Origin of the sequence: Bradyrhizobium sp. 26S5, assembly GCF_036923295.1 — a bacterium.
GTDB classification, from domain to species: Bacteria; Pseudomonadota; Alphaproteobacteria; order Rhizobiales; family Xanthobacteraceae; genus Bradyrhizobium; species Bradyrhizobium septentrionale.
Window position 1 is genome coordinate 9124497 of sequence record NZ_CP145948.1, and the last position, 25547, is coordinate 9150043.

Below are 25547 nucleotides of genomic sequence, written 5' to 3' on the forward strand. Positions count from 1 at the left end.
CTAGACCATACTGTATCCGCCGTTGACGCTGATCACCTGCCCGGTGATCCAGCTTCCGGCATCGGAGGCGAGCAGAGTGACCAGCGGCGCGACGTCGGAGGGCAGTCCCAGACGGCGGATCGCGTAAGCCTTGACCAGCTTCTCGCGGTTCGCATCGACCCAGGTCTTGTCGTGCGCGGTTTCGATCAGGCCGAGCGAAATCGAGTTGGCGGTCACGCCCGAACGGCCCCATTCGCGCGCCAGCGACTTCATCAGCGCGATCGTGCCGGCGCGCGCCGCGGCACCAAGCGCCAAGCCGGATTCGCCGACCCTGGAAGAGTCGCCCATGATCGAGATGATCCGTCCGTGGCCCGACGCCTCGAGCAGGGGGCCTGCGCTGTGGGAACAATTCAGCGCGCCATAGAGGCAGGTGTCGATCTGCTTCTTCCAATCCTCCGGCGTGCTCTCGCTGAACCGCTTGCGGAACACCAGGCCGGCGTTGTTGACCAGGATGTCCAATCCGCCGAAATCGCTCTTGATGTCCGCGATCATCTTCTTGACGATGTCGGCGTCCGCGATGTCGGCCTGGTAGGCCTTCGCCTTGCCGCCGGCCTTCCCGATCTCGGCGACCACCGCTTCGGCATCCGCCTTCGAACTGTGATAGTTGACGGCGACGCTCGCGCCGCGTTCTGCCAGCATCAGGGAGATGGCTGCGCCGACATCCCGTCCGCCTCCAGTCACCAGGGCAACGCGTCCTTTCAAGTCACTCATCTGCTTTTCCTCTCGATTTGAGCTTGGCTTGTTGCATCAGTTTGAAAATGCGCTCCGGCGTCATCGGAAGGATCGAGACACCGATACCGAGCGGCGACAGCGCATCGGCGATCGCGTTGGCGATCGCTGCCGGCGCGCCGATCGTGCCGCCCTCGCCCATGCCCCGGAAACCGCCCGCCGCGGCGGATTCGCTCTCGACATGAACGACGTCCATGAACGGTATGTCCGGCGCGGAAGGGATCATGTAGTCGACGAGGCTCGCAGTCAGGAGCTGGCCGTCTTCGTCATAGATCAGCTCCTCGAACAACGCGGCGCCGATGCCCTGCGCGACGCCACCATGCACCTGACCATCGACGATCATCGGGTTGATCAGACGACCGCAGTCTTCGGCGACGACGAATTTGAGGATTCGCACGAAGCATGTCACCGGATCGACCTCGACCACGGCGATGTGCGTGGCGGCCGCGGTCGTCCCGTTGATCGGATCGTAGGTGTAGGTGGCGCTCAATTCCTCACGTGCATCGACCGGCAGCGTCTTCATGTCGGAATAGACCGCCTTGGCGATCTGCTTGAACGTCACGGTGCGGTCGGTACCAAGCACGACGGCCTTGCCTTCGCTCACCTCGATGTCGTCAGCGTTGGCTTCGAGGAGATGCGAGGCCACCCGCTTGACCTTCTCCTGAAGTATCCGGGAGGCGCGCTTCGCAGCACCGCCCCCGAGCACCGCGCTGCGGCTTGCGTAGGTCCCGGTCGACATCGGCACCTCGTCGCTGTCGCCCTGGATGACGCGGACGTCCTCGAACCGGGCTCCGAGATCGTCGGCGACGATCTGGGCCAACGTGGTCTCGAGACCCTGACCATGCGAGGCGACGCCGAATGCCGCGGTAATGGCTCCGGTCGAGTCGATGGTGATCTTTGCCGTTTCGGAGCCGGTGTTGATCGGCATGCCCGGCGCCACCGCGATCCTCGAGCCGATGCCCGTCAACTCGGCGTAGGAAGCGATACCGATGCCGAACAGGCGCCCTTGCTTGCGCGCATCAGCCTGTTCCTTGCGGAGTTGGTCATAGCCGGCCGCCTCTGCAGCGGCTTCGAGACATTCGATGAAACCGGTCTTGTCCCAGATAATTCCGGACGCGATCCGATACGGAAACTCCTCTGCCCGGACCAGATTCCGGCGCCTGATTTCGAGCGGATCAATGCCGAGCGCCGCCGCTCCGAGGTCCATCAGCCGCTCCGCCACGAAGGTCGAGATCGGGCGGCCGACGCCGCGGTAAGGGCCGGTCGGCGGTTTGCAGGTCGCAACGCCGCGCACAGTGCCCCTGTAGGATCCGATCTTGTAGGGCCCCGGAAGGAAACTCACGACCTGAACGGGTTCCAGGCCACAGGTCCATGGATAGATCGAGAACGCACCGACGTCCCCGATCACGTCCGCCTGCAGCGAGGTCGCGATGCCATCCGCGTCGAACCCCATCTGGGCATCGACGATTTCGGCGAACGCCTGGCTGCTGCTGCTGACGTCCTCGAGCCTGTCCGCCGTCCACTTGACCGACCGACGGAGCCTGCGCGCCGCAATGCAGATCAGGAGTTCCTCGGGATAGAGCGATCCCTTCGACCCGAAGCTCCCGCCAACGTCCGGTGCGACCACCCGCAGGCGATGCCCCGGCAGGTCCAGCGATTCCGAGACCGCGTCGCGAACGATGCCGGGAATGTTCGACGACGTGTAGAGCGTGATGGCATCTCGGCGCTTATCGTACTCAGCGGTATAGCTTCGCGGCTCCATCGCCAGCGGCGCCTTGCGGGTCATCTCGAAACGGCCGCCGACCTTGACCGCGGCAGCCTTCAGATCGGCTGCAACATCGCCCTTCTTGAATTCGCGGGTGATCAGTACATTGGTGCCGGCGGCTTCGTGCAGCAGCGGCGCACCATCAGCGATGGCCGTTTCCGCGCGCGAGATTGCATCGAGCGGTTCGTACTCGACGTCGATCAATTCGAGCGCGTCCTCGGCCAGGTACCGCGATGTCGCAACGACCGCGACGACGGCCTCCCCGACGTAGCGGACCTTCCCGGAAGCAAGCGGCACGATCGGCGTCGCGTAGTAGTTCGGCATCCGCGAGAACGGGATCACCGGCTTGAAATCGCCGGCAATGTCCTCCGCTGTGAGCACAGCGACCACGCCGGGCGCGGCCTGTGTCGCCGCGCTATCGATGCGGACGATAAGCGCGTGCGGCTGACCGCTGCGAAGGAACGCCAGATGAAGCGGCCGGTCCGGTTTCCGGTCGGCCGTGTATTCGCCGTTCCCGGTCAGAAGACGCGGGTCTTCGGTGCGCTTGATCGGCGCACCGACGTTCCGCGGCCTCAGGACGTCGGAGGGACTTGCGCGCCGATCGCTATTCATAGCCTTCGGATCCCTTGCGCAAGGTCCGCCACTGCGCGTCGTCATGGCCACAGATGATGGTGGCTCCGTTCCGCTCGATTCGCCGTATCTCCTGGAACGTCTTCAACTGCTGCTCGACGTTCCAGGTATTTCGCGGAGCCTCGTCTGCATCGAGATTCTGCCGCAGACTAACCGCGTCGGACGCCAGTAGAAACCGGCCGTCGCGGTCGAGGCTGACGAGCGCACCGAGCATCCCCGGCGTGTGGCCCGGCAACGGCACCAGCACGACGCTGGAGTCGCCGAACAAATCCTTCTCTCCGCTTACGGGCTCGATCGGCTGTCCGTAGTCCCAGTCGTCCCTGAGATAGCCGACCGCCTCGGCACGCGGCGCGTTAGCGGCTTCGATCTCTTTGGCGTGGGCCAGGATCGTCGCCTTCTTGAAGAACTGGTTGCAGCCGCAATGGTCGGGGTGAAAGTGCGAATTCACGACGATATCGATGTCGCCGGGTTCGAGGCCGCTGCACGCGAGACTCGGCAGCAAGGTCTCGCTTGCGTTCATCGTCGGCTTCATGACTTTGGCAAGCGGTCCCCACCGGCCCTCGGCGTCGTCGACCACAGACGGATGACAGCCGGTATCGAACAGCACGTTGCCCTGCTTGTGCCGGATCAACGCGCTGCTGACGGGAAGATCGATGGTTTCGCTGCGGTCGGCGTCCGGCACGTAGATGCTCTTCTTCATACGGAGGCGCCCCGCGGCGAGGAAGTTCAGCTTCATGACGCCTTCTCCGTGCGCTTGGCGGCGGCGCTTCGGATCGCCGCGACGATGTTCTGATATCCGGTGCAACGGCAGAGGTTGCCCGAGAGCCCCTCCCGGATATCCTCGTCGGTTACGAGCGGATACTTCCGGAGCAGGTCTTCGCCGGTCATCAGCATGCCCGGCGTACAGAAGCCGCATTGCAGCCCGTGGTGCTCGCGGAACTGAGCCTGCAGCTCATTGAGCTCTTCCGGCGATCCGAGCCCTTCGACCGTAACGATCTCCGCGCCGTTGGCCTGGACGGCCAACATGAGGCAGGATCGCGCGCTGTCGCCGTTCACCAGAACAGTGCAGGCACCGCACACGCCGTGCTCGCATCCGACATGCGTTCCGGTCAGGCCAAGCCGGTCACGCAAGAAATCGGAAAGCAGCATGCGCGGCTCGACATCCGACACGTCGTAGCTCTCGCCGTTCACGGTCACCGATACGCTGCTTGTCATCCGATCAGCCTCTCATCGCCAGCGCCGTCTGCAACGCCCGCTTCGCCAGTTGGGCGAGCAGATGCCTGCGGTAGTCGGCCGATGCATGGAGATCGTCATTCGGCGAGACCTGGGCGACGACGATCTCGGAGAAGCGATCGGGCATCCGGTCGTCGAGCTCCAACGCGATGAGTTCCTCCTCCGCCTCTTTCAGCCGCCGCGGCGTATCGGCCACGCCCATCACCGCGACGCGCGCCGCCGCCAATCCGGACGGGCCGCGGAGCACGGAGACGGCGATGCTGGCCAGCGCAAAATCGCCGAACCGGCGCGCGACCTCCTCGAACGCCCAACCGTCCTGCTTCAGGATCGGAAACGCGACCTCCACCACGATCTCTTCCGGCTCAAGACAGTTCGTCAGGGCGTCGACGAAGAATTCCTTTGGGGTGATCCTTCGGCGGCCCGAAGGCCCCTGGACCAGGATCTCGGCGTCGTAGAATGTCGCGAGCATCGGGAGTTCGGCAGCGGGATCCGCATGGGACAGACTGCCACCGATTGTGCCGCGGTTGCGGATCGCAAGATGCGCGACGTGACGCATCGCCGCCGCAATCACCGGCAGCTTCGCGGCGATCAACGGCGAATGTTCCAGCTCGCGATGGCGCGTCAGCGCGCCGATGGCGATGCGGTCGCCGCGGTCCTCAATGTAGGACAATCCCTCGATGCGATTCAGGTCGACGAGCACGGTCGGACGCGCCATCCGGAAGTTCAACAGCGGCATCAGGCTTTGACCGCCGGCCAGCACCTTGCCTTCGCCGTTCGCGGCAACGAGCGCTTCGACGGCGGCTTCCACCGTCGACGGCACGACGTAGTCGAATTGGGCAGGCTTCATTGGGTGCCCTCCAAAGCTGTTTCCCTTCCGGACCTACGCGCCGCGGAACCGCGGCGACCGCTTCTCCGCGAACGCACGGCGGCCTTCCTTGAAGTCCTCGCTGTCGGCGGCTTCGTCGATGAGCCGCTGCGCCGCGGCCGGATCGAGCGCGCCGGCGCCCATCGAAAGCCGGTTCAGCATGTACTTCGCGCCGGCGATCGACAGCGGCGCATTGGCCGCCAACCGCTGCAGAAAGCCCTCCGCCGCGAGGCCTGCGTCTTCGTGCAGTTCGTCGATCAATCCCATCGACAGCGCCTGCTCCGCTGGGTAGCGGTCCGCTGAGTAGAGGATCCGCTTTGCGTTCGAAATTCCCGTCAGGGCCAGCAGGCGTTGCACGCTATGCAGGCCGTAGACGATCGAAAGCCTGGCTGCGGGGATGCCGAACGTCGCGGTTCGATCGCCGAAGCGGAAATCGCACGCCAACGCGAGATGGCAGCCGCCGCCGAGACAATAGCCGGAGATCGCGGCCACCACCGGCTTTCCGAGCACCGCAATCGCACCCGAGCAGGCGTCGACAGCAACCTCGTAGGCGGCGCTTTGATGCCTGTCGTCCCTGATCTCTTCGAATTCGGAAATGTCGGCACCGACCGAGAAATCCTTGCCCGCTCCCCGAAGGACGATGCCGCGAACCTCCCGGTCTCCGGCAAAGCCCGCGAAGATCTCGGCCATTTCGCGCCACATCGCCAACGTCACGGCATTCTTCACGGCAGGCCGATTCAGAATGACGTGAACGATGCCGTCGCGGCGCTCGATGTGGATGTCCTCCGACACGTAACCTCCCCGGCGCCCAGCCGATGAATCCCGGCAACTTTCCGGCGGACAGCCGGTGCTCCCTGTCACTTGCATAAGTAGACTAATTTATTCGGCCGCGTCAAGCCGCAAGAGCTTTTCGACGTTCTTTCCTCGTAAGTGGATGATCGGGAGGCCGGAATCGCCAAGCGAAGCGCGGCCGCGGCGTGCAGCGCCGGCTATCGCTTTCGGGAGCGATCGATCGCAGCGCCGCGGACCATGAGGGCGATCTGGCGGCCGACTTGGTCGACGCTGAGCGGGCCGCCTGCCTTGAACCAGAACACGGTCCAGTTCATGGCGCCGAGCATCGACAGGCGGAAGGCATGCCGGTCGCAGTCGGGATTGAGCGGAAGTTCATCGATCAGGCCCGCGAAGATCTGCTCATACTCGTCGCGCTGACGAACCAGCTTCCGGACGCCTCGAAGATTGTAGTAGCGCGGCGGGGTGAGAATGGCGCGGGTGACGCTGCCGCCGAGCAGGATACGGCAATGCGCGACGATCGCTTCCTCGAGCCGCGCCCACGGATCGGTAACCCCGGCGATCGCAGTTTCGACCTCGCGGCGCATCGCCGTCAGGCTCTCCTGATGCACCGTGAACAGCAGGTCTTCCTTGGAAGGAAAGTGATAATACAGCGAGCCTGACAGCACGCCGGATGCCGCGGCGATCTCCCGGATCGACGTGCCCTCGAATCCCTTGTGGGCGAACAGCCCGGATGCGGCAGCGATGATCTGCCGGCGACGGTCGGGCCCTCTCCGCAGCGATTTCGGCTTCTTCTCGCCGCCCTTCGCGCGCCCTTTGGGCTTCGTCATTCTCTTGTCAGCCGTCAACGGAAACAACCAGCCTCGCCGCTTTCGATTGCCGCCCATCTACACTTTTGAGCACATGTTGTCGAGAATTGTAGCCGGGCGCGACTGGTCCGTTGTGCGGCCTTCCGGACTTCGTAGCCGTCGTCGGCCCGCGGCGTCTTCCCTTGAACCGCAAGCCGGGCTCGCCGAAGGCGATGGCGGAGCAAAGCATCTGGCCCTTCGGCAGATGGTGCTCCTCCGGCGCGTCTTGCCTCCCGGCTCCGGGCGGCCGGGCATCGCGGTCTTCCCGGACAAGTCGTCCCCGATTCGGGTTTCTGACGGAGCATCATCCGCCGACAAATCGCGACGACTTGCTATTCAATCAAGCGAGCGATAGAATAAGAAAATGCGTCGCCAAGCGGCATTCCCCGGAGACTTTCGGCCTCGGGTGAGCTTACGGCGAAAGCGATCGGCAGGACAACGATCCGCCACCAGGAGGAGCGCCGTGAGCCACGGGACCAATCCGGATTTCGGATACGTTTGGCGCGACCTGCTGCGCCAACGGGAGGATGCGGGCCATTCGCCCGGCGCCGATGCCATCAAGGCCGCCGGGTTCGGCCAGGCGACGAACCGGATAACCAATCTCTCGCGGCGCAGAACCTGCTCGCGCAGACCTTCTCCAAATATCTCGCTGCGATGAACCTGCCGGCGCAGGCCAACGCCTTCCAGATCCCCGGAGCGCATCATGTCCGATTTCCTGATCGAGCATACGCCATCAGCCTACAAGTATCCGCTGCTGATCAAGCACCTGTTGCACGCTCCGATGACGCAAGCGGCAGACCAGGAGATCGTCTATCGCGACATCAGTCGCTACACCTATCGCGACCTTCACGAACGGATCGGCCGGCTGGCGGGCGCCCTGACGGCGCAGGGCGTCGTGCGCGGCGACGTTGTCGGCGTGTTGGACTGGGACAGCCCGCGTTATCTGGAGTGCTATTTCGCGATCCCGATGCTGGGCGCGACCTTGCAGACGGTCAACATCCGCCTGTCGCCGGAGCAGGTGCTGTTCACGCTCAACCATGCGCGTCCCAAACTGCTGCTCGTCAATGTCGAGTTTCTGCCGCTTGTCGAGCAGCTGCGCGACAAGCTGGAATCCGTCGAGAGCATCATTCTGATCTCCGATGACGGCAGCTTCCCCGCGGCGGCCGGCAAGGTCGCCGGTCGCTACGAGGAATTGCTGGCGAAGGCGTCGCCGGATTTCGCGTTCCAGGATTTCGACGAGAACACGCGCGCCACGATGTTCTATACGACCGGCACGACCGGCGTTCCGAAAGGCGTCTATTTCAGCCATCGTCAGCTCGTCCTGCACACGCTGATCGACCTGGTCGGCTTCGGCTCGCCGGCCCGGCAAGGCCGCTTCCACCGCGAAGACGTCTACATGCCGATCACGCCGATGTTCCACGTCCATGGCTGGGGGCTGCCCTATGCCGCGACCGCCGCCGGCGTGAAGCAGGTGTATCCGGGCCGCTATCAGCCCGACCTGCTGCTCGATCTCATCAAGACCGAGGGCGTGACCTTCAGCCATTGCGTGCCGACCATCCTCCAGATGCTGCTCTCGGCGCCGAACAGCAACGACGTCGACCTGTCGAAGCTCAAGATGGTGATCGGCGGCTCGGCGCTGTCGAAAGCGCTGGCCAAGGCTGCGATGCAGCGCGGCATCGACATTTTCGCCGGTTACGGCATGTCGGAATCCGGCCCGATCCTGACCATCGCGCAACTGCGCGAGCATGAATTGACCGGCAATCCCGACGCGGAGGCCGAACTGCGGACCAAGACCGGCACGCCCGTCCCGCTGGTCGATCTCCGCGTTGTCGACGACGCGATGAAGGACGTCCCGCACGACGGCAAGACCTCCGGCGAAATCGTGGTCCGCGCGCCCTGGCTGACCATGGGTTACCTCGGCAATCCCTCCGCATCCGAGAAGCTCTGGGAAGGCGGCTATCTTCACACCGGCGACATCGGCACCATGTCGGCCCATGGCGTGGTCCAGATCACCGATCGCATGAAGGACGTCATCAAGACCGGCGGCGAATGGATTTCGTCGATCGAGCTGGAGGATATCCTGATGCATATGCCGGGCCTCAAGGAGGCGGCGATCATCGGCGTCGCCGACCCGAAATGGGGCGAGCGTCCGCTGGCGATCCTGGTGACGGGTTCCGCCGACAGCATCGACAAGAGCGCGGTGCAGGCGCACGTCAAGGGCTACGCCGACAAGGGCGTGATCTCCCGCTTCGCCATTCCGGACCGCATCCTGTTCGTCGACGCGCTCGACAAGACCAGCGTCGGCAAGATCGACAAGAAGGCGCTGCGGGCAAAATACGGCGACGGCTGAGGTCGCAGATCGGCCTGACGCAACGCAGCAAAAACACCGATCGCAAGGAGGGAACAATGGCCGAGAAGACGATCATGGATATGTTTGCCGAGATCGGCAAGCAGTTCAACCTGCCGAAGATCGATTACGACGCCCTGCTGGAGACCCATCGCAAGAACGTCGAGGCGATGCAGGCATCGACGCTCGCGCTCTCGCAGGACGGTCGCGCGCTGCTCGCACTGCAGCAGGACATTCTCACCGACGTGACGCGCCAGAGCCGCGAGCTGATCGCCGAATTCAAGCCTCAAGGGTCTCCACAAGAGGTTGCGGCCAAGCAAGCCGAGCTCGCGCGGCGCGCCTTCGACGCGGTGGTCAAGAACACCAAGGACATTGCCGAGCTGGTGCAGAAGTCGGGCGCCGGGGCGTCGACCATCATCATGAACCGGATCCGTGAAAGCATCACCGAGGCGCGCGCGGCGATCGACGGCAAGACCACCTGATCTCTGATCTCAGCGTTCGCGCCAGCCGACAGCCGCCGCTGACCGGATGGACTCAGCGGCAAATCTGGCCGATCTTCGTGCCGGGAAAACAAGACAGGAACGCGAGACACGGCCGACACCGACTGACGCACCGGAACTCAGGAACGGACACCACCATGAAAAAGGAAGACGTTCTCAGGCAGTACACCACCCCAACCGGCGCGCCGGCCTTCGTTCCCGGCCCCCATCGCTTCACCTCGCGCGAATATCTCAACATCACCTACCGCACGGACCGCGAAGCACTGGTGAGGCAGGTCCCGGAGCCGCTCGAGGTCGACGAGCCGCTGGTCCGCTTCGAGGTGATGAACATGCCTGACACCACCGGCTACGGCTCCTATGTCGAATGCGGCCAGGCCGCCGTGGTGCGTCACGGTGAGGAGAAGGGCGAGTACATCATCGGCATGTATCTCGACAATCTGCCGGCGATCGCCGCCGGCCGCGAGCTCAGCGCCTTTCCGAAGAAGCTTGGCTCGGCGAAACTGTTCGTCGATTCCGACACGCTGGTCGGCACACTGGATTACGGCGTGCTGAGCGTGGCGCGTGCCACCATGGGCTACAAGCACAAGCCCTACGATTTGGAGAAGGCGCGGCAGGAAATCTGCGTTCCGACCTACATGCTCAAGATCCTGCCGAGCTACACCAAGCGTCCGCGCATTTGCGAACTGGTGCGCACGCAGATCACCAATATCGAGGTCAAGGGCGCGTGGCGGGGCCCGGCGCGCCTGCAGCTGTTCGAGCACGTGCTCGCCCCGCTGGCCGATTTGCCGGTGCGCGAGATCATATCCGCCACCCACATTCTCACTGATCTCACTCTGTCGCCGGCCGCGGTCATCTACGACTATCTGACCGACACTGCGCCAGCCGTGGACAGGGGGTAAGGCCCATGCCCAACTCCCAGCAAGACATCCTCAACCGCTATCGCAAGACGGCGATCATCGGCGCCGGCGTGATCGGCGCGTCCTGGACGGCGGTGTTCCTGGCGCACGGATTGGAGGTCGTCGTCAACGATCCGCGCCCCGACGTCGATGGGTTCGTCCGCGACTATATCCGTAACAATCTGTCGACGCTGGAGGCGCTCGGACTTCCGACCGCGAACCTCGAGGCAAAGCTGCGGTTCGAAGCCGATCTCGACACCGCCGTCGCCGGCGCCGACCTGGTGCAGGAGAACGGCCCGGAGCGGATCGAGTTCAAGCAGGATCTGTGGGCACGCATCAGCAAGGTCGTCGGCGACAAGGCCCTGCTGCTGTCGTCGAGCTCGGCCAAGACCGCGACGGAACAGGCGCTGAAGTGCTCACGGCCGGAGCGGCTATTGGTCGGCCATCCCTTCAATCCGCCGCACCTGATCCCGTTGGTCGAGGTCGTGCCCGGCGAGAAGACCAGCGAAGACGCGGTCGCCGACGCCGTCGCCTTCTACGCCGCGGTTGGCAAGGTGCCGCGCGTCGTGCGCAAGGAGATGCCGGGCTTCGTCGCCAACCGCCTGCAGCGCGCGATCTTCCGCGAGTGTTGCTATCTCGTGATCCAGGGCGTCGTGAAGGTGGACGAGCTCGACGACATCGTCACCAGTTCGATCGGCCTGCGCTGGGCCGCTGACGGCCCGTTCCGCTCGTTCCACCTCGGTGGCGGCGCCGGCGGCTTCAGGTCGTTCTTCAAGCAGTTCGGCCCCGGCCTCAACGAGGCCTGGAAGAACATTGCGCCGGTCGATCTGAACGAGGCGGCGCAGGACAAGATCATCGCCCAGGCGGAAGCGTCGTTTGCGGCACGCCCGGCGGAGCAGCTGGAGCGCGAGCGCGACGCCAAGCAGCTCGCGATCATCCGGGCGCTGCGATCGGTCGCAACCGACCGATAGCGCGCGATGCACTCGCGTCATCCGGGCAAAGCGGGACGCGAACCAGGGGAGGAGCGAGATGGGACTTTTGTTCGAAGGCCTCAAGGTGATCGATTGCGGCAGCTTCATTGCGGCGCCGGCGGCGGCCACGGTCCTGTCCGACTTCGGCGCCGACGTCATCAAGATCGAACCGCCTGGTTCGGGCGATCCCTACCGCCACCTCACCAAATTGCCGGGCCATCCGAGGAGCGACCAGAACTACGCGTGGATGCTGGGCTCGCGCAACAAGCGCAGCCTCGCCGTCGACATGGCCAAGCCCGAGGGCCGCGCCGTGATCCAGCGCCTCGCCTCGCAGGCCGACGTCTTCATCACCAACTATCCTGCTTCCGCGCGCAAGAAGCTCGGCATCGGCTACGAGGCCTTGGCGGGGCTGAACGACCGGCTGGTCTACGCCTCGTTTTCCGGCTACGGCGACAAGGGCGCCGAGGCGACCAAGCCCGGCTTCGACGTCACCGCATGGTGGGCGCGTTCCGGCCTGATGGATACGGTGCGCGCCTCGTCGCAATCCGTGCCGGTGCGTCCGGCGAACGGCATGGGCGATCACTCCGCGGGCTTCACGCTGTTCTCCGGCATCGTGATGGCGCTGTACCAGCGCCAGCTCACCGGCAAGGGGACCGAGGTCAGTTCTTCCCTTGTCGCCAACGGCCTGTGGGCCAATGGCTACAACGCGCAAGCCGCGCTGTGCGGCGCGACCTTCACCGACCGCCCCGCGCGCGAAGTCGCCTTCAATGCGCTGACGAATTATTACAGGTGCCGCGACGGCCGCTGGCTGATCCTCACCATCCTCAACGAGGAGAAGCAGTGGCCGGACTTCATGAAGTGCCTCGACCGCGAGGACCTGATCGAAGATCCGCGCTTTGCCAAGAAGGTGGACCGCCTGACCCGCTCGAAGGAGCTGATCGCGCTGCTCGACAAGGAGTTCGAGAAGCACGACCGTGCGGAATTCCGCAAGCGCCTGACCGCAGCCGGCATCGTGTTCGACGTGGTGGCGACGCCCGAGGACATTCCGACCGACCAGCAATTGCTCGACAACGACATCCTGGTGCCGTTCTCCGGAAGCGAGACCCGCACCATCGACAGCCCGATCTCGCTGCGCGGCGTGGACAAGGTGCAGCCCCGGATGCCGCCCTCGGTCGGGCAACACACCGACGACGTGCTGAAGGAAGCCGGATTCGACGCAGCGGCCATCGCGCAGATGCGCGCGGCGGGTGCCGTCGGCTGACGGCCATCGACGCCAGGGACGTTTCAGTTTTCAGGAGCGACGCATGAAGATCGAAGAGCTGTTTTCCGTGAAGGGCAAGATCGCGGTGGTGACCGGCGGCAGCCGCGGCCTGGGGGAGATGATCGCCCGCGCCTATGTCGAGAACGGCGCCAAGGTCTACATCACCGCGCGCAAGGCCGACGCCTGCATGGCGCTGGCCGAGGAACTGTCCAAACATGGCGAATGCATCGCCATTCCGGCCGACCTGTCGCGAATGGACGAGATCGAACGGTTCGCCGCTGAACTGCGCAAGCGTGAAACGAAGCTGGACATCCTCGTCAACAACGCCGGCGCGAGCTGGGGCGCGCAATTCCACGAATTTCCGGAGAACGGCTGGGACAAGGTCATGGACCTCAACGTCAAGTCGGTCTTCTTCCTGACGCAGAAGCTGCTCGATCTGTTGGAGGCGGCAGGATCCGAGAAGGCCTATTCGCGGGTCATCAACATCGGCTCGATCGAGGGCATCCGCACCACGCATCTCGAAGCCTACTCGTATGCCGCGTCGAAGGCCGGGGTCAATCACCTCACCCGCATCATGGCCAAATTCCTCGCGCCGAAGCACATCGCGGTCAATGCGATCGCGCCCGGCTATTTCCCATCCAAGATGACGGATGCGATCGACGAACACGGCTCCCGCCAGGTCGTTGACGACGCTCCGATGAAACGCATGGGGGCGCCGGAGGATATGGCGGGGATCGCGCTGTACCTGGCGTCGCGCGCCAGCAGCTTTGTGTGTGGCGCGGTCATTCCGGTCGACGGTGGGCTCGCCACGACTGCGTAGGGTTTGCCTGACGCAACGCGAAGGGCGGCACACCAGCGGCGTCCGCCCTTGCCGGCGTCAGGACTTATCGTCGGTCGGATCCGCCACCTTGACGATCGCCAGCAGCAGCAGGCCTGAGAGGATATACGCCGCCACGATCAGGTAGGTGCTATAGAGCGAAGAGCCGGTTTCCGCCGTGATGTAGCCGGTCACCGACGGGGCAACTGCCGGACCGAGATTGCCGAGGCTGCTGATCAGCGCGATGCCTCCCGCGGCGCTGGCCTTGGACAGGTACTCGGTGGTCGTGGTGAAAAACAGCGGCGTCGCGGAGACGAAGCCCAGTCCCGCCAAGGTCAGACCGATCACCGAAGCCAGCAGATTGCCGTGGGAGAAGGTGATGGTCATCAGTCCCAGCGCCGCGACCACGACGCAGGCGACGTAATGCCAGCGCCGCTCGCGCGTCTTGTCCGAATGGCGCCCCATCAGCACGGTGCCGATGATGCCCGCGATCTGCGGCAGGGTGGCCAGCAGCCCGACCTGGAACAGGTCGGCGACGCCCCAGCTCTTGATGAGCGAGGGGATCCAGAACACCATCGTGTAGGTCGCGCCCAGCAGCAGGAAATAAGTGAACGCCAGGCCGTAGACCTTCGGATCCCTGATCATCTGCCAGAAGTTGGCATGAGACGAGGACTCGACGTCCTTGTGATCATGGTCGAGTTGGTAGCGGACTTTGGCCTTGTCGTCGGCGGTCAGCCACTTCGCATCCTCGGGTCTGTCAGGAAGATAGAAATAGGCGACGAGGCCGAGGATCGAAGCAGGCAATCCTTGCGAGATGAACAGCCACTGCCAGCCATGCCAGCCATCGATATCGTTGAGATACTTCATGGTCGCGCCGGACAGCGGACCGGCGATCACCGAAGCGATCGCCGTCGCGGTCATGAACATCGCGATGATCTGACCGCGGCGGGCCGAGGGATACCAGTGGGTCAGGTACAGGATGATACCCGGGAAGAAGCCGGCTTCGAGCACGCCGAGCAGGAAGCGCGCGACATAGAACTGCGTGGGTGTCTGCACGAAGGCCATGGCGACCGCGACGATGCCCCATGTGAACATGATGCGAAGCAGGGTCTTGCGGACGCCGATGCGCTCCAGCAGCAGGTTGCTCGGCACCTCGAACAGGAAGTAGCCGACGAAGAAGATTCCCGCGCCGAAGCCGTAAGTCGCATCGCTGAAGGTCAGCGTCTGCTTCATCTGGAGCTGGGCGTAGCCGATGTTGATGCGGTCGAGAAACGCGACGACGTAGCACAACATCAGGAATGGCAGGATGCGCCAGCCGATCTTCGAATACAGCTGCGCGAGAGCACCGCTCTGCCCCTGGCTGTGAATGCTGTCGACGCTCGTCGTGCCTATGGACATTCGTCACTCCCCTGGTTGGCATTCGCCTGGAGTCTGCGCCCCAGTTGAGAATGGATTTGCCTGGACGTGCGGGTCGACGCCGCTTCCATCGTGTTGCGACGCGGCGGAATTCACATTCTTGTTATTCTAACAGTTGCTTGATTGATTAGCAATCAACGGCTTCAGGCCGGCCGCGCGGCCAGCTCGGCTTGAGCGCGCTGCGCTGCGATGGGCAAAGGCTCGATCAATTCGACCCTTCTGGGCCCCAACCCACCGTTTGAACGACGGCCGGAAAGGTGTGGCTTCGCCTCCGGCGTTTGCGCCTCAATGCCGTGAGGAGTTTTGGGGCTCAAGTTAACCTGGGAATGAAGATCGTTTGCTACACGGTGGGCTCGATCCGGAACCCGACATCGAGTCGCGGCTGATCGTGGCGAGTGCAAAATGATCGAACTTCGCGTTGGAGACAGCCGGGCGTTCTTCGAAGCGCCGTTTCACGCCTATCGCCCCGGCGATGGTTACGTATCTCCGTTACGCGGCGATATCCTGCGCATGCTCGATGCCAAGGCGAACCCGCTCTGGCTTTCGGGCAATCCGTTTCGCTTCTGGACCGCACACCGACAGGGTCGCCCGGTCGGGCGCATCATCGCGCACGTTCATGGCCAATCGAATACGCGACACGGGACCAATCGAGCCCAGTTCGGATTCTTCGACTGCGCCGACGACGCGGAGGCTGCGGCTGCCTTGCTCGACGCGGCCGCCTCGTTTGCCCGCCAGTCAGGCAAGACGGAACTGGTTGGGAATTTCAACCTGACGGCCATGCAACAAGCCGGTGTCGTGACCGACGGGTTCAGTGCGCGCGCCTATACGGACATGGTCGTCAATCCGCCGCACATTCCGGCCTTGCTTGCCGCCAACGGCTTCGAACCGTTCTTTCCGATGACGACCTTCGAACTCGATATGCGGACTGTGGCGCCACAGACGCGCGCGCTCGACCCTTCCGCGGGATTCAGCTTCGCGCCGATCGAACGGCGCAGCTTTCCGGAACGGATGGAGCAGGCGCGTCTGGTGCTCAACGGCGGCTTCGATAAAAATCCCATGTTCGTGCCGCTGACACCGGACGAATTCCAGTTTCAGGCTGGTGAGATGATGTCGATCCTCGATCCCCGTCTGTCTTCGGTGCTCTTGAAGAACGGCCGTCCCGTCGGAACGATCGTGTGCATTCCGGACCTCAACGGCTTGCTTGCCGCCACGCGATCGCGGATCGGCCTGCTGACGCCTTTTCATTATCTGCGCTATCGGCTGCGACGCCGCCGCGCGGTCATCATCTTCTATTCGGTGATCCCCGATCTTCATGGGCAGGGCGTGATGGGCGCGATGCTGGCCCGCACGGTGACGGCCCTGAAGGATGCCGGCTACGAATCGCTTGGCGTCACCTGGATCAGCGACGTCAACGCTGCGAGTCTTCGCCAAATGGAGCGTTTGGGTGCGCGCCCGTTGCAGCGCCTGCACCTGTTTCGCAAGGGATTGTCATGACCCGCGACGATGTGACGGTCTGAACCAGAGCGTTTTCGAGCGAAAGCCTGTCCCGGACTTGATCCGGGATGGCCCCCGGTTCGCGTGAAGAAAACGCGTCAAAACAAAAAGCTAGAGCAGTTTCAGATACTCGATAAGATCGCGCTTGTCGCCTGCATCGAGCTTCTCTCCGAAGCGATGCCCACTATTGTTCCTGCCTGGCGTCGCCGTGTCTATCAAGGCCGGCATCGAAAAAGGTTTGTAACCGCCGGGATAGTTGCCGGTCTTGTCGAGCTTGAGCCCGACTTGCTCGAAATCAAGCGCATGACCGCCGACATTGAATCGCCGGGGTCGCGTATCCGGAGACAGCAGCGAAGTGAGCGTCGGCACCGAACCGTTATGCAGATAGGGCGCTGAGGCCCAGATGCCGGTCAGCGGAGGGGCCGCATAGTTGCCTCCGCGGGCCACCGCGATCTTCGATCCATAGCCGGTCCGGGTGATCGCCGCTGCGAGCGGCTCATCGAATAGTTTGGCGCGCAATCCGTCGGTGCCGACATCGCCGATCCAGTTGGGAAATTCGACAAGGCGCGGGGTCAAGTTCGCATCGTACCGTCCATGGCAAGCAGCGCACTGCGTGGCATAGAGCTGGCGACCGTGTTCGGCCCGATCCCTGTCGATGGCGCCGGGGAATGGCTGCGGCCTGTAACTCTTGAGGAAGGCCATCACGTCGACGGCCTCTCCAATATTGCCGAGAGCGGCATCGGGATGGACGCCCATGCTCGGCACGGTAAAGAAAGTCATGATCGTCGCAAGCGACTTCAGATGCGTATCGTCGAGCCCGCTTGCCGTCATCGGCATCTGACGCGCCGGGCCGGGCACGGCATAGGCTCCGTCCGCGAGCAGGCTTGTCCGCCATACCCGACTGCCGAGGTCGGGAATCGAAACGACCCCTGCATCGTCGGCGCCATTGCCGGCGAGGGGAACGCCGAGCGCAAATTTGAGCGCGGCGACGCCATTGGTGCTGCCCGGCGTGCCGTTCGGAAACGGCAGCGGCTTTTCGATGTTGCCGAGATCGGCAATACGCCGCTCGACCAGTGGCAGCACAAACCAGCGCAGGCTTTGTTTTTCGCCCCAGCCCATATCCGGAAACAAGATGTCGACCGCGGCAATCAACTGTTCGGGGCGTTTGATCGCGTTGCGCGTGGCACGGAAGACCGCGAGCGTGTAGGCCTCGATATCCAGGGAAGTATTGGGCATGCCAAGCCATGTCCGGCGCGGATCAGGCGTTCCGCCCGCTCCGTAGGTGACGCCGGCGTGGCATGCCGCGCAACCGAGATTGGCCACGCGGATTTTTGTCCCAGCGAGCGGAGCCAGATCGCCGTAGGAAAATCCAAGCGGCAATTCACTGGAGCTTTTCGAAACGCCGAGGGGGCGATTGGCGACCTCGGCGCCAGGAAGAAAGCCAAAGCCAGCCAGTGTCGCATCCAGTGTCGATCGAGCCAACGGCACGCTTCTATCGCGCGCCTGGGCGTCGAGCACCAGAGCGGCAGCGACGAGCCGCCAGGGCAACGCATGGGTTTGCAGCGCGTCCAGGCTTATTCCACCGAAGCCTGCGCCCTCAAATGCCGCAGCGCCTCTTGCCTCCGCGGTAGCGTCGGCCGAAACCGAAGGGCGGGAAAGCGATTCGGTCGTCGTACGCGCCGTCGCCCAAAGCAATGAAGCACCTGCCAGCGCGACGGCGATAGCTGCAAGCACAAATGAGCGCCGTCTCATGGCCGCATGGCTCCCGTCATGAGGTGCCGAGATTAACGAACGCGTCCGGCTGCTCCCATTGCGGATAATGGCCGCAGCGATCACTCAGCTCAAGCTTGGCCCAGTGGCATCATGACCCGTTCGCGATGAAGCGTGGAAAGAACGATCCTGCTTGTCCAAGCAGGTCTGTAGAAAGCGCCCATTTTGGAGGACATCCAGCCGGCTGGCGGAGAGAGTGTCAGTCAACCCCCGTTGAAAGATAAGCATTTTCGACTTTCTGGGCCAAAAATTCACCGTTTGAACTACGGCCGAAAATGGGTTTTCGCCTCCGGCAAAAGCTTACGCCTAGCTATCCACGCAGTCACCATGTTCACAACGAGGTCGGCGAGGGTGGCTCCTGAAGGGCGGCAACATCGGCACCTGGTGCAACAAAGCTTAGATCGTGTTCTTTTGTCCGCCCTTTCAGGGGCACGGTTCCGCTTCGTGAGTTGCGGCCTCATGCGATCTGTCTGCGCAAGCCGAGAAAGTATCTCCGCCGCGCGCTCTTCGATTTTTGCCGGGTTCGCTTGTGCTCAGCCAACGCTCTCCGCCGCGTCGATACCCAGCCGCGCGAGCACACGCGCGTACATTTCCGCCGGCCGCGTGACATCGAACCACTCAGCTTGCATACCGGCGGCGAGTGCACCAGCGATATTGCGCGGCTGGTCATCGACCATCAGGCAGCGTTCAATTGGCGCACCGAGCGCATCCGCCGCAGCCTGATATGCGCGCCGGTCAGGCTTCAGGATGCCGGTATACGTAGCATCTACGATTGAGTGCATAAGCTTCAAGATAAATAGTTTGGCGCCGAAGCCGGGACCGTTGAACAGGTCAAGCTCGTTCGACAATACGCCGACTTTCCGCCCGGCGTCACGGACGGCGCGCACCGTGGCGAGCGCCTCTGGCCGCGTCGTGGCGTCGATCGGATCGTTCGGCGCAGGGGCCATCATCATGCGCGGGCTGGTCCACTCCTCGCCGACCAGGCGACCGACTTCAGCGGCGCGCCGGTGCCAATATTCCCGCTCGCTAATCCGGTCGGCGAGCATGTCGCGCCATAGCTCGTCATTGTCGGGATCAAACGGACCGCGCCAGCGCAAGGTGCCGGGTGCGAGGCCGAGCTTGCGCTCGATTTGAGGCTGACGTTCGAAGGTGGTTCGGCAGATGACGCCACCGTAGTCCAGTACAAGCGCGATCGGTACTTCAGGCGAAGTCATTGACACAATCCTGGGCGAGCACGGTTACTGAGCAAGCTCGAATGCTGCTGGCGCGGGTTTCTGCTCGTCTGGGCGCGCCTCCTCATCGAGCAGCTGCTGGATCAGCCGCCGCGCCAGCACCAATGCCTGGTCATGCGCGATGTTCATCGGCTGGAAGGGCCGGCCGCTCTGCAGCGCCTTCTGCTGCACTTCGATGATGTCCTTGTCCTCCTTGAAGGCGCGGCTCACGCCGTCGAACACGACGTCGATCGCTTCCGAGGTTTCCGTCTTGAAGTTCGCCGCATGCGTGAACCAGTAATGGGTGCTGGTCGACGTTTCCGGTGTCTGGACCGAGCAGTGCCGGTACTGCATGGCCTCGGGTACCAGCCGCCCCTCATGTGCGCCGGTGCCGGCGGGCGCAGAGCCGGTGTACAAGCGCACAAACGACGGCGCGAACCATTCGTAGATTTGCCAACGATCGGCCGGCCCCTGGAACGTGGCGATGCTGCTTCGGTTTGCCTGGATCTGGTCGTTGTAATAACGGCGCGTGATCTTGAGGCCGCCTTCGATCGGCTCGACCTGCGCACGCGTCGACGCCGTGCTGGGCGTTCCGATCGTCGTGCTGTGGACATAGGTCAGGTGCGAGAAGTCGAGCAAATTGTCGACGATGAGCGTATACGGGGCTTGATAGTGCAAGTAGGAGCGCTTCTTGCGCCATGCCTGATCGGTGTGCCACTCAAAGCGGATGATTCTGCCGGGGTCGGCCTTCGCCGGTTCGCCCATCCAAATCCAGATCAATTCGTCACGCTCGATCACTTGAAAGCTGCGCACGCAAGCGCGCTGCGGAATCATTTCCTGTCCCGGGATTTCGGTACATTGGCCCTCCGCGTTGAAGAGCATACCGTGATAAGGGCAGCGCAGGCTGTCACCCTCTCGTCGACCTGCGTGCAACGGCGCGCCACGGTGACAACAGCGATTCTCAAGCGCAACGATCCGGCCATCCGCTGCGCGATAGAAAACGATCGACTCGCCGAGCAACGTTCGCTCAAGGACATTGTCGGCTGAAATCTCGTCTGCCCAACCGGCAACATACCAGCAATTGCGGACGAAGCGGTCGACGTGAGTCTCGATCTGCATCATGGAAGAATCCTCCTTATTAGATGAATTGCTTGCCACCGTCGACGACAAGCGTTTGCCCGGTGACGAACGCGGCCAGGGGCGAAGCGAGGTACAGTGCTGCGCCGACCACGTCGCCGGGCATGGCCGCACGCCGGATCGCGCCACGCTGCGCGCCGTAGTTCGCCGCATCCGGGATCAAGCCAAGACTGGCATCCGTGAGCGTAATTCCCGGCGCGATCGCGTTGACGGTGATGCCGTGGGGGCCGAGCTCGGTGGCGAGTACGCGCGTCAAGGCGATCACGCCGCCCTTACTGGCGACGTAATGTGCCCACAGTTGCGTGCCGCTAAAGACCGTGGCCGACGCGAGGTTGACGATATGCCCGCCTGACTTGAGCATCCATGGCCGCACCGCGCGAGCCATTAGAAAAGGCCCCTTCAGGTTCACCGTCATCACGCGATCCCATTCCGTCGGGTCGAGTTCGTGGAAGCCGGCACGGGTTAACCCGGCGTAAATCGCCGCGTTGTTGACGAGCACGTCGATACGCTCGCGGCCGGACACCGCATGCGCGGCCTCCTGGGCAAATCGCTTGGTGCTTTCCTCCTGCGTCACGTCGAGCGGCAAGCCGACGATGCGCTGCCCGCGATAGCGGTTCGCTAGGCCGTCAGCGACACCCTCCATCGCATCCGCGGCGATATCCCCGAGCACAAGGTCCGCGCCCGCCGCTGCAAATGCTTCCGCGAACGCCAGCCCAAGCCCACCCGCAGCGCCGGTGATCAGGATCGTACGGCCGTGAAAATCAAGCGCTGGGACGGCGGCATTCATCACGGTTCTCTACTCAGTTCGCCAGCACTTCGACCGTGCCGGCGGTGCCATCGACTCGCAGTCTTTGGCCGGTTTTGATCACCGCGCTCGCCGAGCCGGTCGCAGTAACGGCGGGAAGTCCATATTCGCGGCACACGATGGCCGCATGCGACATCATCCCGCCGATGTCGGTTACGGTGGCGCTGATCTTGCTGAAAACCGGGGCCCAACTGGGCGCCGTGACTGGTGCGACGAGAATCTCGCCGTCCTGGATCTGATCGAGTTCGTCAGGCGAGCGAATAACGCGCGCCAGACCTTCAACGACCCCAGGCGACGCCCCCATTCCCTCGAGCCGCGAGCTATTGGTCGGACCTTTCAACCAGACGGAAATGCGGTCGGTGGTGATGCCCCACAGCATGATTGTGAAAGGCTCGGTCACGACCTCAGGCGGCTGGTTGAGAGCCGGTTCGGGCCGATGTTGGGCCAGGGCATCCATGGTCTTTCTCCGCTGCGCAATCCGCTGCGGCCAAAAATGGGGCCCAGTCGGGGCGCCTCCCACCGCCCAGGCGGAGCAGTAGTCCCACAGCGCGTCCCTGACTTCGTTGCGGCTTAGAAAGAACATCCCTTCCGGGTCCGACCAAAAGCCGGCCGTGATGAAGAGCCGGTTCAGTTCCCGCATCTTTCGCCAGAATACGCCAAGCGACCAATGCTCTATGTAGAAGTTGTGATTTTCGACGTAAGGGAAAACCGTGCGTGCAAGTCCGAGCTTTTGTTCGAAAACCGGCCGCACCTCATTGTTCAAAAGCTCCGCATATTCCTTCGTAATACGCTCGCGCTCGGCGGCCACTTGCGCCGTCGGTCGCTCGATCGTGACGCCTTTCCTGAGTTGAACGATGTAGTTCCGTAAGTACCCGAGCGGAATATCAAGGTGCTCGATCCAATATTTGTCGGATGAGTAGAAGCCGTTCCCCGAGGTGAAGTTGAACCACGGATTCTGCGCAGCAGTCCAGGCTTCAAACCACTGTTTGCCCTTGGGGAGTGCGGCGACCGCACCAAGAGCCTGTTCAACAGAGCCGCTCATCAGCGCAGTGTCAACGCCGGTTTCGATAGCCAAATGGGCAAGCTTCTTCAGTTCGTCGTCGGGCCGAAACAGATCGACGTCGATGCCCTGAACCATCCGGGCGATGGCTTGATCCGGAATACTGGGGAATTGCTCTTTGCAGAAACCAAAGAAATCGAGATAAGCCGCGTAACCCAGATTGAGAAACTCGAAATGATACTGCCAGGCCTTGTAACAAAGCTGCAACGCGGATTCGTAATTTTCCATCAAGTAGTACGTGTTGTCGAGGCCACGCCCTTCAAACACCCATTCTTTCGGGACCATGTCCGGCAATTGTTCGTATCGGAGCGCTTCCAACGCATCGATGACCCCGCGCACCTTGACGTGCCAGTTATCCAGCAGCTTGTTCCAGTTCTGAAAATAGAAGCCAGCGCGTTCCAGAAAATGCGGTACGCGTTCGGGAATCTTCTCGGGCGCGACCGCGATCGGGCTCAAATAGAGATAACCATTGTGTATCCGGTAGTCGACGCCATTGGCCGGAGGCACAAGGAGGTGACGCGTGTTGTATTGACCCAGGCACTTGACCGCATAGTCCGCCATGATGGTGTCGAACGGCCGGAATGGTGTCGGCCAGTGCTGGGCGTCGCAGAACCAAAACTGCTTTTCGTCGCCGTCCTTCCGTTCCTCCTGAAACAACGCGTAATACGGATAGAGATCACGCCAACCCTCGGCGCCTTTTGGCGCCTTGAGCTCGTAAGGACTTGGGAATTTTGCCTGCGCGTTCATGTTGTCTCCCCCGTTTTTTATGATCATTGTCGCCGCGATGCCAAAGGCGCCATCAAGGTGCTCAGCACGCCCTCAATTCCGGGCGCGTAGCTTTTGGACAGAACCGGGCTACATGCTTTTCGGCTCCACACCGTCTCCGGTCGGCACTGAAGCAGGACGACGCCCTCATCTTCGGTCCTTTGCGGATCGATTGCCCATTCGACATCCTGCGGCGCACCGAAGGACCGATCGAGCGCTTTGACGATACGTGCGACGGCACGGATTTGCGCTTCGGTGAGGCTCGCCACGTTCCGCCGGGCTTCCTCCACCTCACGTAAGACGGTCGTTTGATTGGCGATATCGGCCACGAGTTCAGTGGGCTTGCTGGCAACGACCCGCTTGACGGGCTCCAGCAAGACCTTGTCCACGACGAAGTAATCCGGCGTCGTTAAGCCGGAGACCAGTGGCTCGCCCAATCCCCAGACGGATTCGATGACAATCTTGGACCGGTCGCCATTCGAGGGATCGAGACTCATGGCGACGCCGGCAGCGCGGGCGTCGACCATTTGCTGAACCCCAACGGCCATGGCCTGATCGAGATGGAGGAGATTATGTTTACCGCGATACGCCATCGCGCGCGCAGTGAACAAGCTCGCCCAACAGTCCCGAATCCGATCGACGACGGCGTTTGCACCAACCGTCCATAAATACGTGTCGCCCTGGCCCGCGAAACTGGCGTCAGGCATGTCTTCGGAGGTGCCGGAAGAGCGCACAGCCACCGGCAAATCGCCGCCGCCCCGGGCGCAGAGCTTGTCATAGCCAAATCGAATTGCGTCGGCGATGCGGCCGGGAATTGCTTCCGACCTGATCAGTTCCCGGATTTCGCTCGCGATCTTGGCTTGCGCTCCGACATCGTTCGAGGGGACCGCTTCGACACGCGTTTGAATCTCGTACCCGAGCTTACGCGCGGCCAGCGTTTCAAGGTAAGCCCGAGTTGTCACTGCAAAACCAGGCGGTACTGTCGCGCCAGCTACTATAAGTGAAGCAAGCCCGGCGCACTTTCCACCGATGAGCGAAACGTCGCGGTTTGACGCCTGCTCGAATGCGATCACGTATTGGTCGCTGTCTTGGACACCCATCTTGATGCGCTTCCAGCCGTTTTTGTCTCGTTAGAGCGACTCTTACACCTTTCAGAACGTTTGTTTGGTTGACTCTACCTCTGTTTCACCAGGTGAAATCGTGTTATCAGGGGTAAAGGGTTCCGGTCCAAACACGGGCTTTGCGGCGGGTAGCGCGCGGCGGCAACCAGCGCGGTCCCCACCAGGAGATTCGGCTTTTACTGGGGCAAACATCTCGGCCTACCGCAGGAGCACAAAAACAATACGCGCCTTGGATCGAGGGTTAGACGTCCTGCGGATTATTCAAGAGTCGAAGGCTGTAAGCCTGAATGATCTGCATCTGGCTACGAGGCTGCCAAAGGCGACATTGCTGCGAATTCTCAAAACTCTGGTCGGGAGTGAACTGATTTGGCAGCGGATCGCTGATGGCGCTTATGTCCCGAGCTATACATTTTCAAAGCGAGCAAGAGTATTTGACGAGGAAACCCATCTTGCAGAAGTCGCGGCACCGATTTTGGCGGACCTCTGCAAGCGTGTTCGCTGGCCATCAGCTTTGCTGAGTCCGCGGCTCGATCATATGGTGACTATTGAATCCAACCGACCTATGTCCGATTTTGATTATATTATCTCTCCAAACCCGGTTGGCTCGTTCAACGTGAACATGCTGCGCTCAGCCTCGGGGCGATGCTACCTCGCGTTTTGTTCGCCAAAGGAAAGAGCGGCAATTCTTGCGCGTTTGCGGAAAAGTGGCCGTCCGGGTGATGCGCTCGCGCACAACACGGCCAAGCTTGACAAGGTGCTCGCCGACGTACGTGCTCGCGGATACGGCGCTCGCGATCGGGATTTTGGCGGTCACTATGACCTTCCAAGAAGTCAGGCAAACGACGGCCGGAATTCCATCGCTGTTCCAGTCTATGCCGGCGACGAAGTCGTTGGATGCATCAATCTCACGTGGATCGCCAGGGTCGCCACTGTGCCCGTCATTATCGAACGCTTTCTCCCACAGTTGAATGAAGCCGCTGGGTCTATCAGCAAGCGAATGACAGCGTGATTCTATTCGCTTGAAAACACTCCCGGCCCTGAGCCCTCGCTGAACTCTGTTCAGAGTGATCAGCGAACC

The 25547-nt window shown here is 62.6% G+C and carries 23 protein-coding genes; 9 read left to right on the forward strand and 14 right to left on the reverse strand.

Annotation, left to right across the window (positions count from 1 at the left end; genetic code table 11):
• From V5279_RS43090 to V5279_RS43120, 7 genes are all read right to left on the reverse strand, one after another.
• Positions 1–750, reverse strand: coding sequence for an SDR family NAD(P)-dependent oxidoreductase (locus V5279_RS43090; protein WP_166299838.1), 750 nt, complete (start codon positions 748–750; stop codon positions 1–3).
• On the reverse strand, positions 743–3145 hold the full coding sequence (locus V5279_RS43095) for a xanthine dehydrogenase family protein molybdopterin-binding subunit (protein WP_338693113.1): 2403 nt from the start codon (positions 3143–3145) through the stop codon (positions 743–745). The genes V5279_RS43090 and V5279_RS43095 overlap by 8 nt, the downstream gene beginning before the upstream one ends.
• Entirely contained in the window at positions 3138–3899 is a 762-nt protein-coding gene (locus V5279_RS43100) for an N-acyl homoserine lactonase family protein (protein WP_338693115.1), read from the reverse strand. The genes V5279_RS43095 and V5279_RS43100 overlap by 8 nt, the downstream gene beginning before the upstream one ends.
• Positions 3896–4378: a (2Fe-2S)-binding protein gene (locus V5279_RS43105; RefSeq protein WP_338693117.1), complete on the reverse strand. Its 483-nt coding sequence runs from the start codon at positions 4376–4378 to the stop codon at positions 3896–3898. The genes V5279_RS43100 and V5279_RS43105 overlap by 4 nt, the downstream gene beginning before the upstream one ends.
• A gap of 4 nt (positions 4379–4382) precedes the next feature.
• Positions 4383–5243 (reverse strand): FAD binding domain-containing protein, encoded by an 861-nt coding sequence (locus V5279_RS43110; RefSeq protein WP_338693119.1) that lies wholly within the window; start codon positions 5241–5243, stop codon positions 4383–4385.
• Positions 5244–5276: 33 nt separating this feature from the next.
• Positions 5277–6053, reverse strand: a complete 777-nt coding sequence (locus tag V5279_RS43115) for an enoyl-CoA hydratase-related protein (protein WP_338693121.1) — start codon at positions 6051–6053, stop codon at positions 5277–5279.
• A 197-nt stretch (positions 6054–6250) separates the two neighbouring features.
• Entirely contained in the window at positions 6251–6880 is a 630-nt protein-coding gene (locus tag V5279_RS43120) for a TetR/AcrR family transcriptional regulator (RefSeq protein ID WP_051346175.1), read from the reverse strand.
• A 481-nt stretch (positions 6881–7361) separates the two neighbouring features.
• Between V5279_RS43120 and V5279_RS43125 the strand changes: the two genes are divergently transcribed.
• The 7 genes from V5279_RS43125 to V5279_RS43155 all read left to right on the forward strand — a co-directional run bounded on the left by V5279_RS43125 (position 7362) and on the right by V5279_RS43155 (position 13693).
• Positions 7362–7556, forward strand: a complete 195-nt coding sequence (locus tag V5279_RS43125) for a hypothetical protein (protein ID WP_338693125.1) — start codon at positions 7362–7364, stop codon at positions 7554–7556.
• 45 nt (positions 7557–7601) lie between these two features.
• The gene (locus V5279_RS43130; protein WP_338693127.1) at positions 7602–9248 is read left to right on the forward strand and encodes a fatty acid--CoA ligase; all 1647 of its coding nucleotides are present in this window, start codon (positions 7602–7604) and stop codon (positions 9246–9248) included.
• Positions 9249–9304: 56 nt separating this feature from the next.
• Positions 9305–9727 (forward strand): TIGR01841 family phasin, encoded by a 423-nt coding sequence (locus V5279_RS43135; protein ID WP_338693129.1) that lies wholly within the window; start codon positions 9305–9307, stop codon positions 9725–9727.
• Positions 9728–9882: 155 nt separating this feature from the next.
• Complete coding sequence (locus V5279_RS43140) at positions 9883–10644, forward strand: acetoacetate decarboxylase (protein ID WP_338693133.1); 762 nt, start codon at positions 9883–9885, stop codon at positions 10642–10644.
• Between the two features lie 5 nt (positions 10645–10649).
• Complete coding sequence (locus V5279_RS43145) at positions 10650–11612, forward strand: 3-hydroxyacyl-CoA dehydrogenase NAD-binding domain-containing protein (protein WP_338693135.1); 963 nt, start codon at positions 10650–10652, stop codon at positions 11610–11612.
• A 58-nt stretch (positions 11613–11670) separates the two neighbouring features.
• On the forward strand, positions 11671–12873 hold the full coding sequence (locus tag V5279_RS43150; RefSeq protein ID WP_338693138.1) for a CoA transferase: 1203 nt from the start codon (positions 11671–11673) through the stop codon (positions 12871–12873).
• A 43-nt stretch (positions 12874–12916) separates the two neighbouring features.
• Positions 12917–13693 (forward strand): SDR family oxidoreductase, encoded by a 777-nt coding sequence (locus V5279_RS43155; protein WP_338693140.1) that lies wholly within the window; start codon positions 12917–12919, stop codon positions 13691–13693.
• 57 nt (positions 13694–13750) lie between these two features.
• On the opposite strand, the gene V5279_RS43160 is transcribed toward V5279_RS43155, so the two are convergent.
• The gene (locus V5279_RS43160) at positions 13751–15088 is read right to left on the reverse strand and encodes an MFS transporter (RefSeq protein ID WP_338693142.1); all 1338 of its coding nucleotides are present in this window, start codon (positions 15086–15088) and stop codon (positions 13751–13753) included.
• A 420-nt stretch (positions 15089–15508) separates the two neighbouring features.
• On the opposite strand from V5279_RS43160, the gene V5279_RS43165 reads away from it, so the two are divergent.
• A complete protein-coding gene (locus V5279_RS43165) occupies positions 15509–16600 on the forward strand; it encodes a GNAT family protein (protein ID WP_338693144.1) in 1092 nt (363 codons plus the stop codon).
• Between the two features lie 111 nt (positions 16601–16711).
• Here V5279_RS43165 and V5279_RS43170 read toward each other — a convergent pair whose 3' ends face one another.
• The 6 genes from V5279_RS43170 to V5279_RS43195 all read right to left on the reverse strand — a co-directional run bounded on the left by V5279_RS43170 (position 16712) and on the right by V5279_RS43195 (position 24448).
• Positions 16712–18352 (reverse strand): cytochrome c, encoded by a 1641-nt coding sequence (locus V5279_RS43170; RefSeq protein ID WP_338693146.1) that lies wholly within the window; start codon positions 18350–18352, stop codon positions 16712–16714.
• A gap of 551 nt (positions 18353–18903) precedes the next feature.
• Positions 18904–19584: an HAD-IA family hydrolase gene (locus V5279_RS43175; RefSeq protein WP_338693148.1), complete on the reverse strand. Its 681-nt coding sequence runs from the start codon at positions 19582–19584 to the stop codon at positions 18904–18906.
• 24 nt (positions 19585–19608) lie between these two features.
• Entirely contained in the window at positions 19609–20703 is a 1095-nt protein-coding gene (locus V5279_RS43180) for an aromatic ring-hydroxylating dioxygenase subunit alpha (RefSeq protein ID WP_338693150.1), read from the reverse strand.
• Between the two features lie 16 nt (positions 20704–20719).
• Positions 20720–21505: an SDR family NAD(P)-dependent oxidoreductase gene (locus tag V5279_RS43185; RefSeq protein ID WP_338693152.1), complete on the reverse strand. Its 786-nt coding sequence runs from the start codon at positions 21503–21505 to the stop codon at positions 20720–20722.
• Between the two features lie 13 nt (positions 21506–21518).
• Positions 21519–23330: a PEP-utilizing enzyme gene (locus V5279_RS43190; RefSeq protein WP_029080533.1), complete on the reverse strand. Its 1812-nt coding sequence runs from the start codon at positions 23328–23330 to the stop codon at positions 21519–21521.
• A gap of 23 nt (positions 23331–23353) precedes the next feature.
• A complete protein-coding gene (locus V5279_RS43195) occupies positions 23354–24448 on the reverse strand; it encodes a PEP/pyruvate-binding domain-containing protein (RefSeq protein WP_029080534.1) in 1095 nt (364 codons plus the stop codon).
• Between the two features lie 250 nt (positions 24449–24698).
• On the opposite strand from V5279_RS43195, the gene V5279_RS43200 reads away from it, so the two are divergent.
• The gene (locus tag V5279_RS43200) at positions 24699–25478 is read left to right on the forward strand and encodes an IclR family transcriptional regulator domain-containing protein (protein WP_338693156.1); all 780 of its coding nucleotides are present in this window, start codon (positions 24699–24701) and stop codon (positions 25476–25478) included.
• Positions 25479–25547: the final 69 nt, after the last annotated feature.

What these genes read in the sequence shown, in the direction of transcription:
- V5279_RS43090 (WP_166299838.1), bottom strand. Translation starts at nt 750, where the DNA reads ATGAGTGACTTGAAAGGACGCGTTGCCCTGGTGACTGGAGGCGGACGG.
- V5279_RS43095 (WP_338693113.1), bottom strand. Translation starts at nt 3,145, where the DNA reads ATGAATAGCGATCGGCGCGCAAGTCCCTCCGACGTCCTGAGGCCGCGG.
- V5279_RS43100 (WP_338693115.1), bottom strand. Translation starts at nt 3,899, where the DNA reads ATGAAGCTGAACTTCCTCGCCGCGGGGCGCCTCCGTATGAAGAAGAGC.
- V5279_RS43105 (WP_338693117.1), bottom strand. Translation starts at nt 4,378, where the DNA reads ATGACAAGCAGCGTATCGGTGACCGTGAACGGCGAGAGCTACGACGTG.
- V5279_RS43110 (WP_338693119.1), bottom strand. Translation starts at nt 5,243, where the DNA reads ATGAAGCCTGCCCAATTCGACTACGTCGTGCCGTCGACGGTGGAAGCC.
- V5279_RS43120 (WP_051346175.1), bottom strand. Translation starts at nt 6,880, where the DNA reads ATGACGAAGCCCAAAGGGCGCGCGAAGGGCGGCGAGAAGAAGCCGAAA.
- V5279_RS43130 (WP_338693127.1), top strand. Translation starts at nt 7,602, where the DNA reads ATGTCCGATTTCCTGATCGAGCATACGCCATCAGCCTACAAGTATCCG.
- V5279_RS43135 (WP_338693129.1), top strand. Translation starts at nt 9,305, where the DNA reads ATGGCCGAGAAGACGATCATGGATATGTTTGCCGAGATCGGCAAGCAG.
- V5279_RS43140 (WP_338693133.1), top strand. Translation starts at nt 9,883, where the DNA reads ATGAAAAAGGAAGACGTTCTCAGGCAGTACACCACCCCAACCGGCGCG.
- V5279_RS43145 (WP_338693135.1), top strand. Translation starts at nt 10,650, where the DNA reads ATGCCCAACTCCCAGCAAGACATCCTCAACCGCTATCGCAAGACGGCG.
- V5279_RS43150 (WP_338693138.1), top strand. Translation starts at nt 11,671, where the DNA reads ATGGGACTTTTGTTCGAAGGCCTCAAGGTGATCGATTGCGGCAGCTTC.
- V5279_RS43155 (WP_338693140.1), top strand. Translation starts at nt 12,917, where the DNA reads ATGAAGATCGAAGAGCTGTTTTCCGTGAAGGGCAAGATCGCGGTGGTG.
- V5279_RS43160 (WP_338693142.1), bottom strand. Translation starts at nt 15,088, where the DNA reads ATGTCCATAGGCACGACGAGCGTCGACAGCATTCACAGCCAGGGGCAG.
- V5279_RS43165 (WP_338693144.1), top strand. Translation starts at nt 15,509, where the DNA reads ATGATCGAACTTCGCGTTGGAGACAGCCGGGCGTTCTTCGAAGCGCCG.
- V5279_RS43170 (WP_338693146.1), bottom strand. Translation starts at nt 18,352, where the DNA reads ATGAGACGGCGCTCATTTGTGCTTGCAGCTATCGCCGTCGCGCTGGCA.
- V5279_RS43175 (WP_338693148.1), bottom strand. Translation starts at nt 19,584, where the DNA reads ATGACTTCGCCTGAAGTACCGATCGCGCTTGTACTGGACTACGGTGGC.
- V5279_RS43180 (WP_338693150.1), bottom strand. Translation starts at nt 20,703, where the DNA reads ATGATGCAGATCGAGACTCACGTCGACCGCTTCGTCCGCAATTGCTGG.
- V5279_RS43185 (WP_338693152.1), bottom strand. Translation starts at nt 21,505, where the DNA reads ATGAATGCCGCCGTCCCAGCGCTTGATTTTCACGGCCGTACGATCCTG.
- V5279_RS43190 (WP_029080533.1), bottom strand. Translation starts at nt 23,330, where the DNA reads ATGAACGCGCAGGCAAAATTCCCAAGTCCTTACGAGCTCAAGGCGCCA.
- V5279_RS43195 (WP_029080534.1), bottom strand. Translation starts at nt 24,448, where the DNA reads ATGGGTGTCCAAGACAGCGACCAATACGTGATCGCATTCGAGCAGGCG.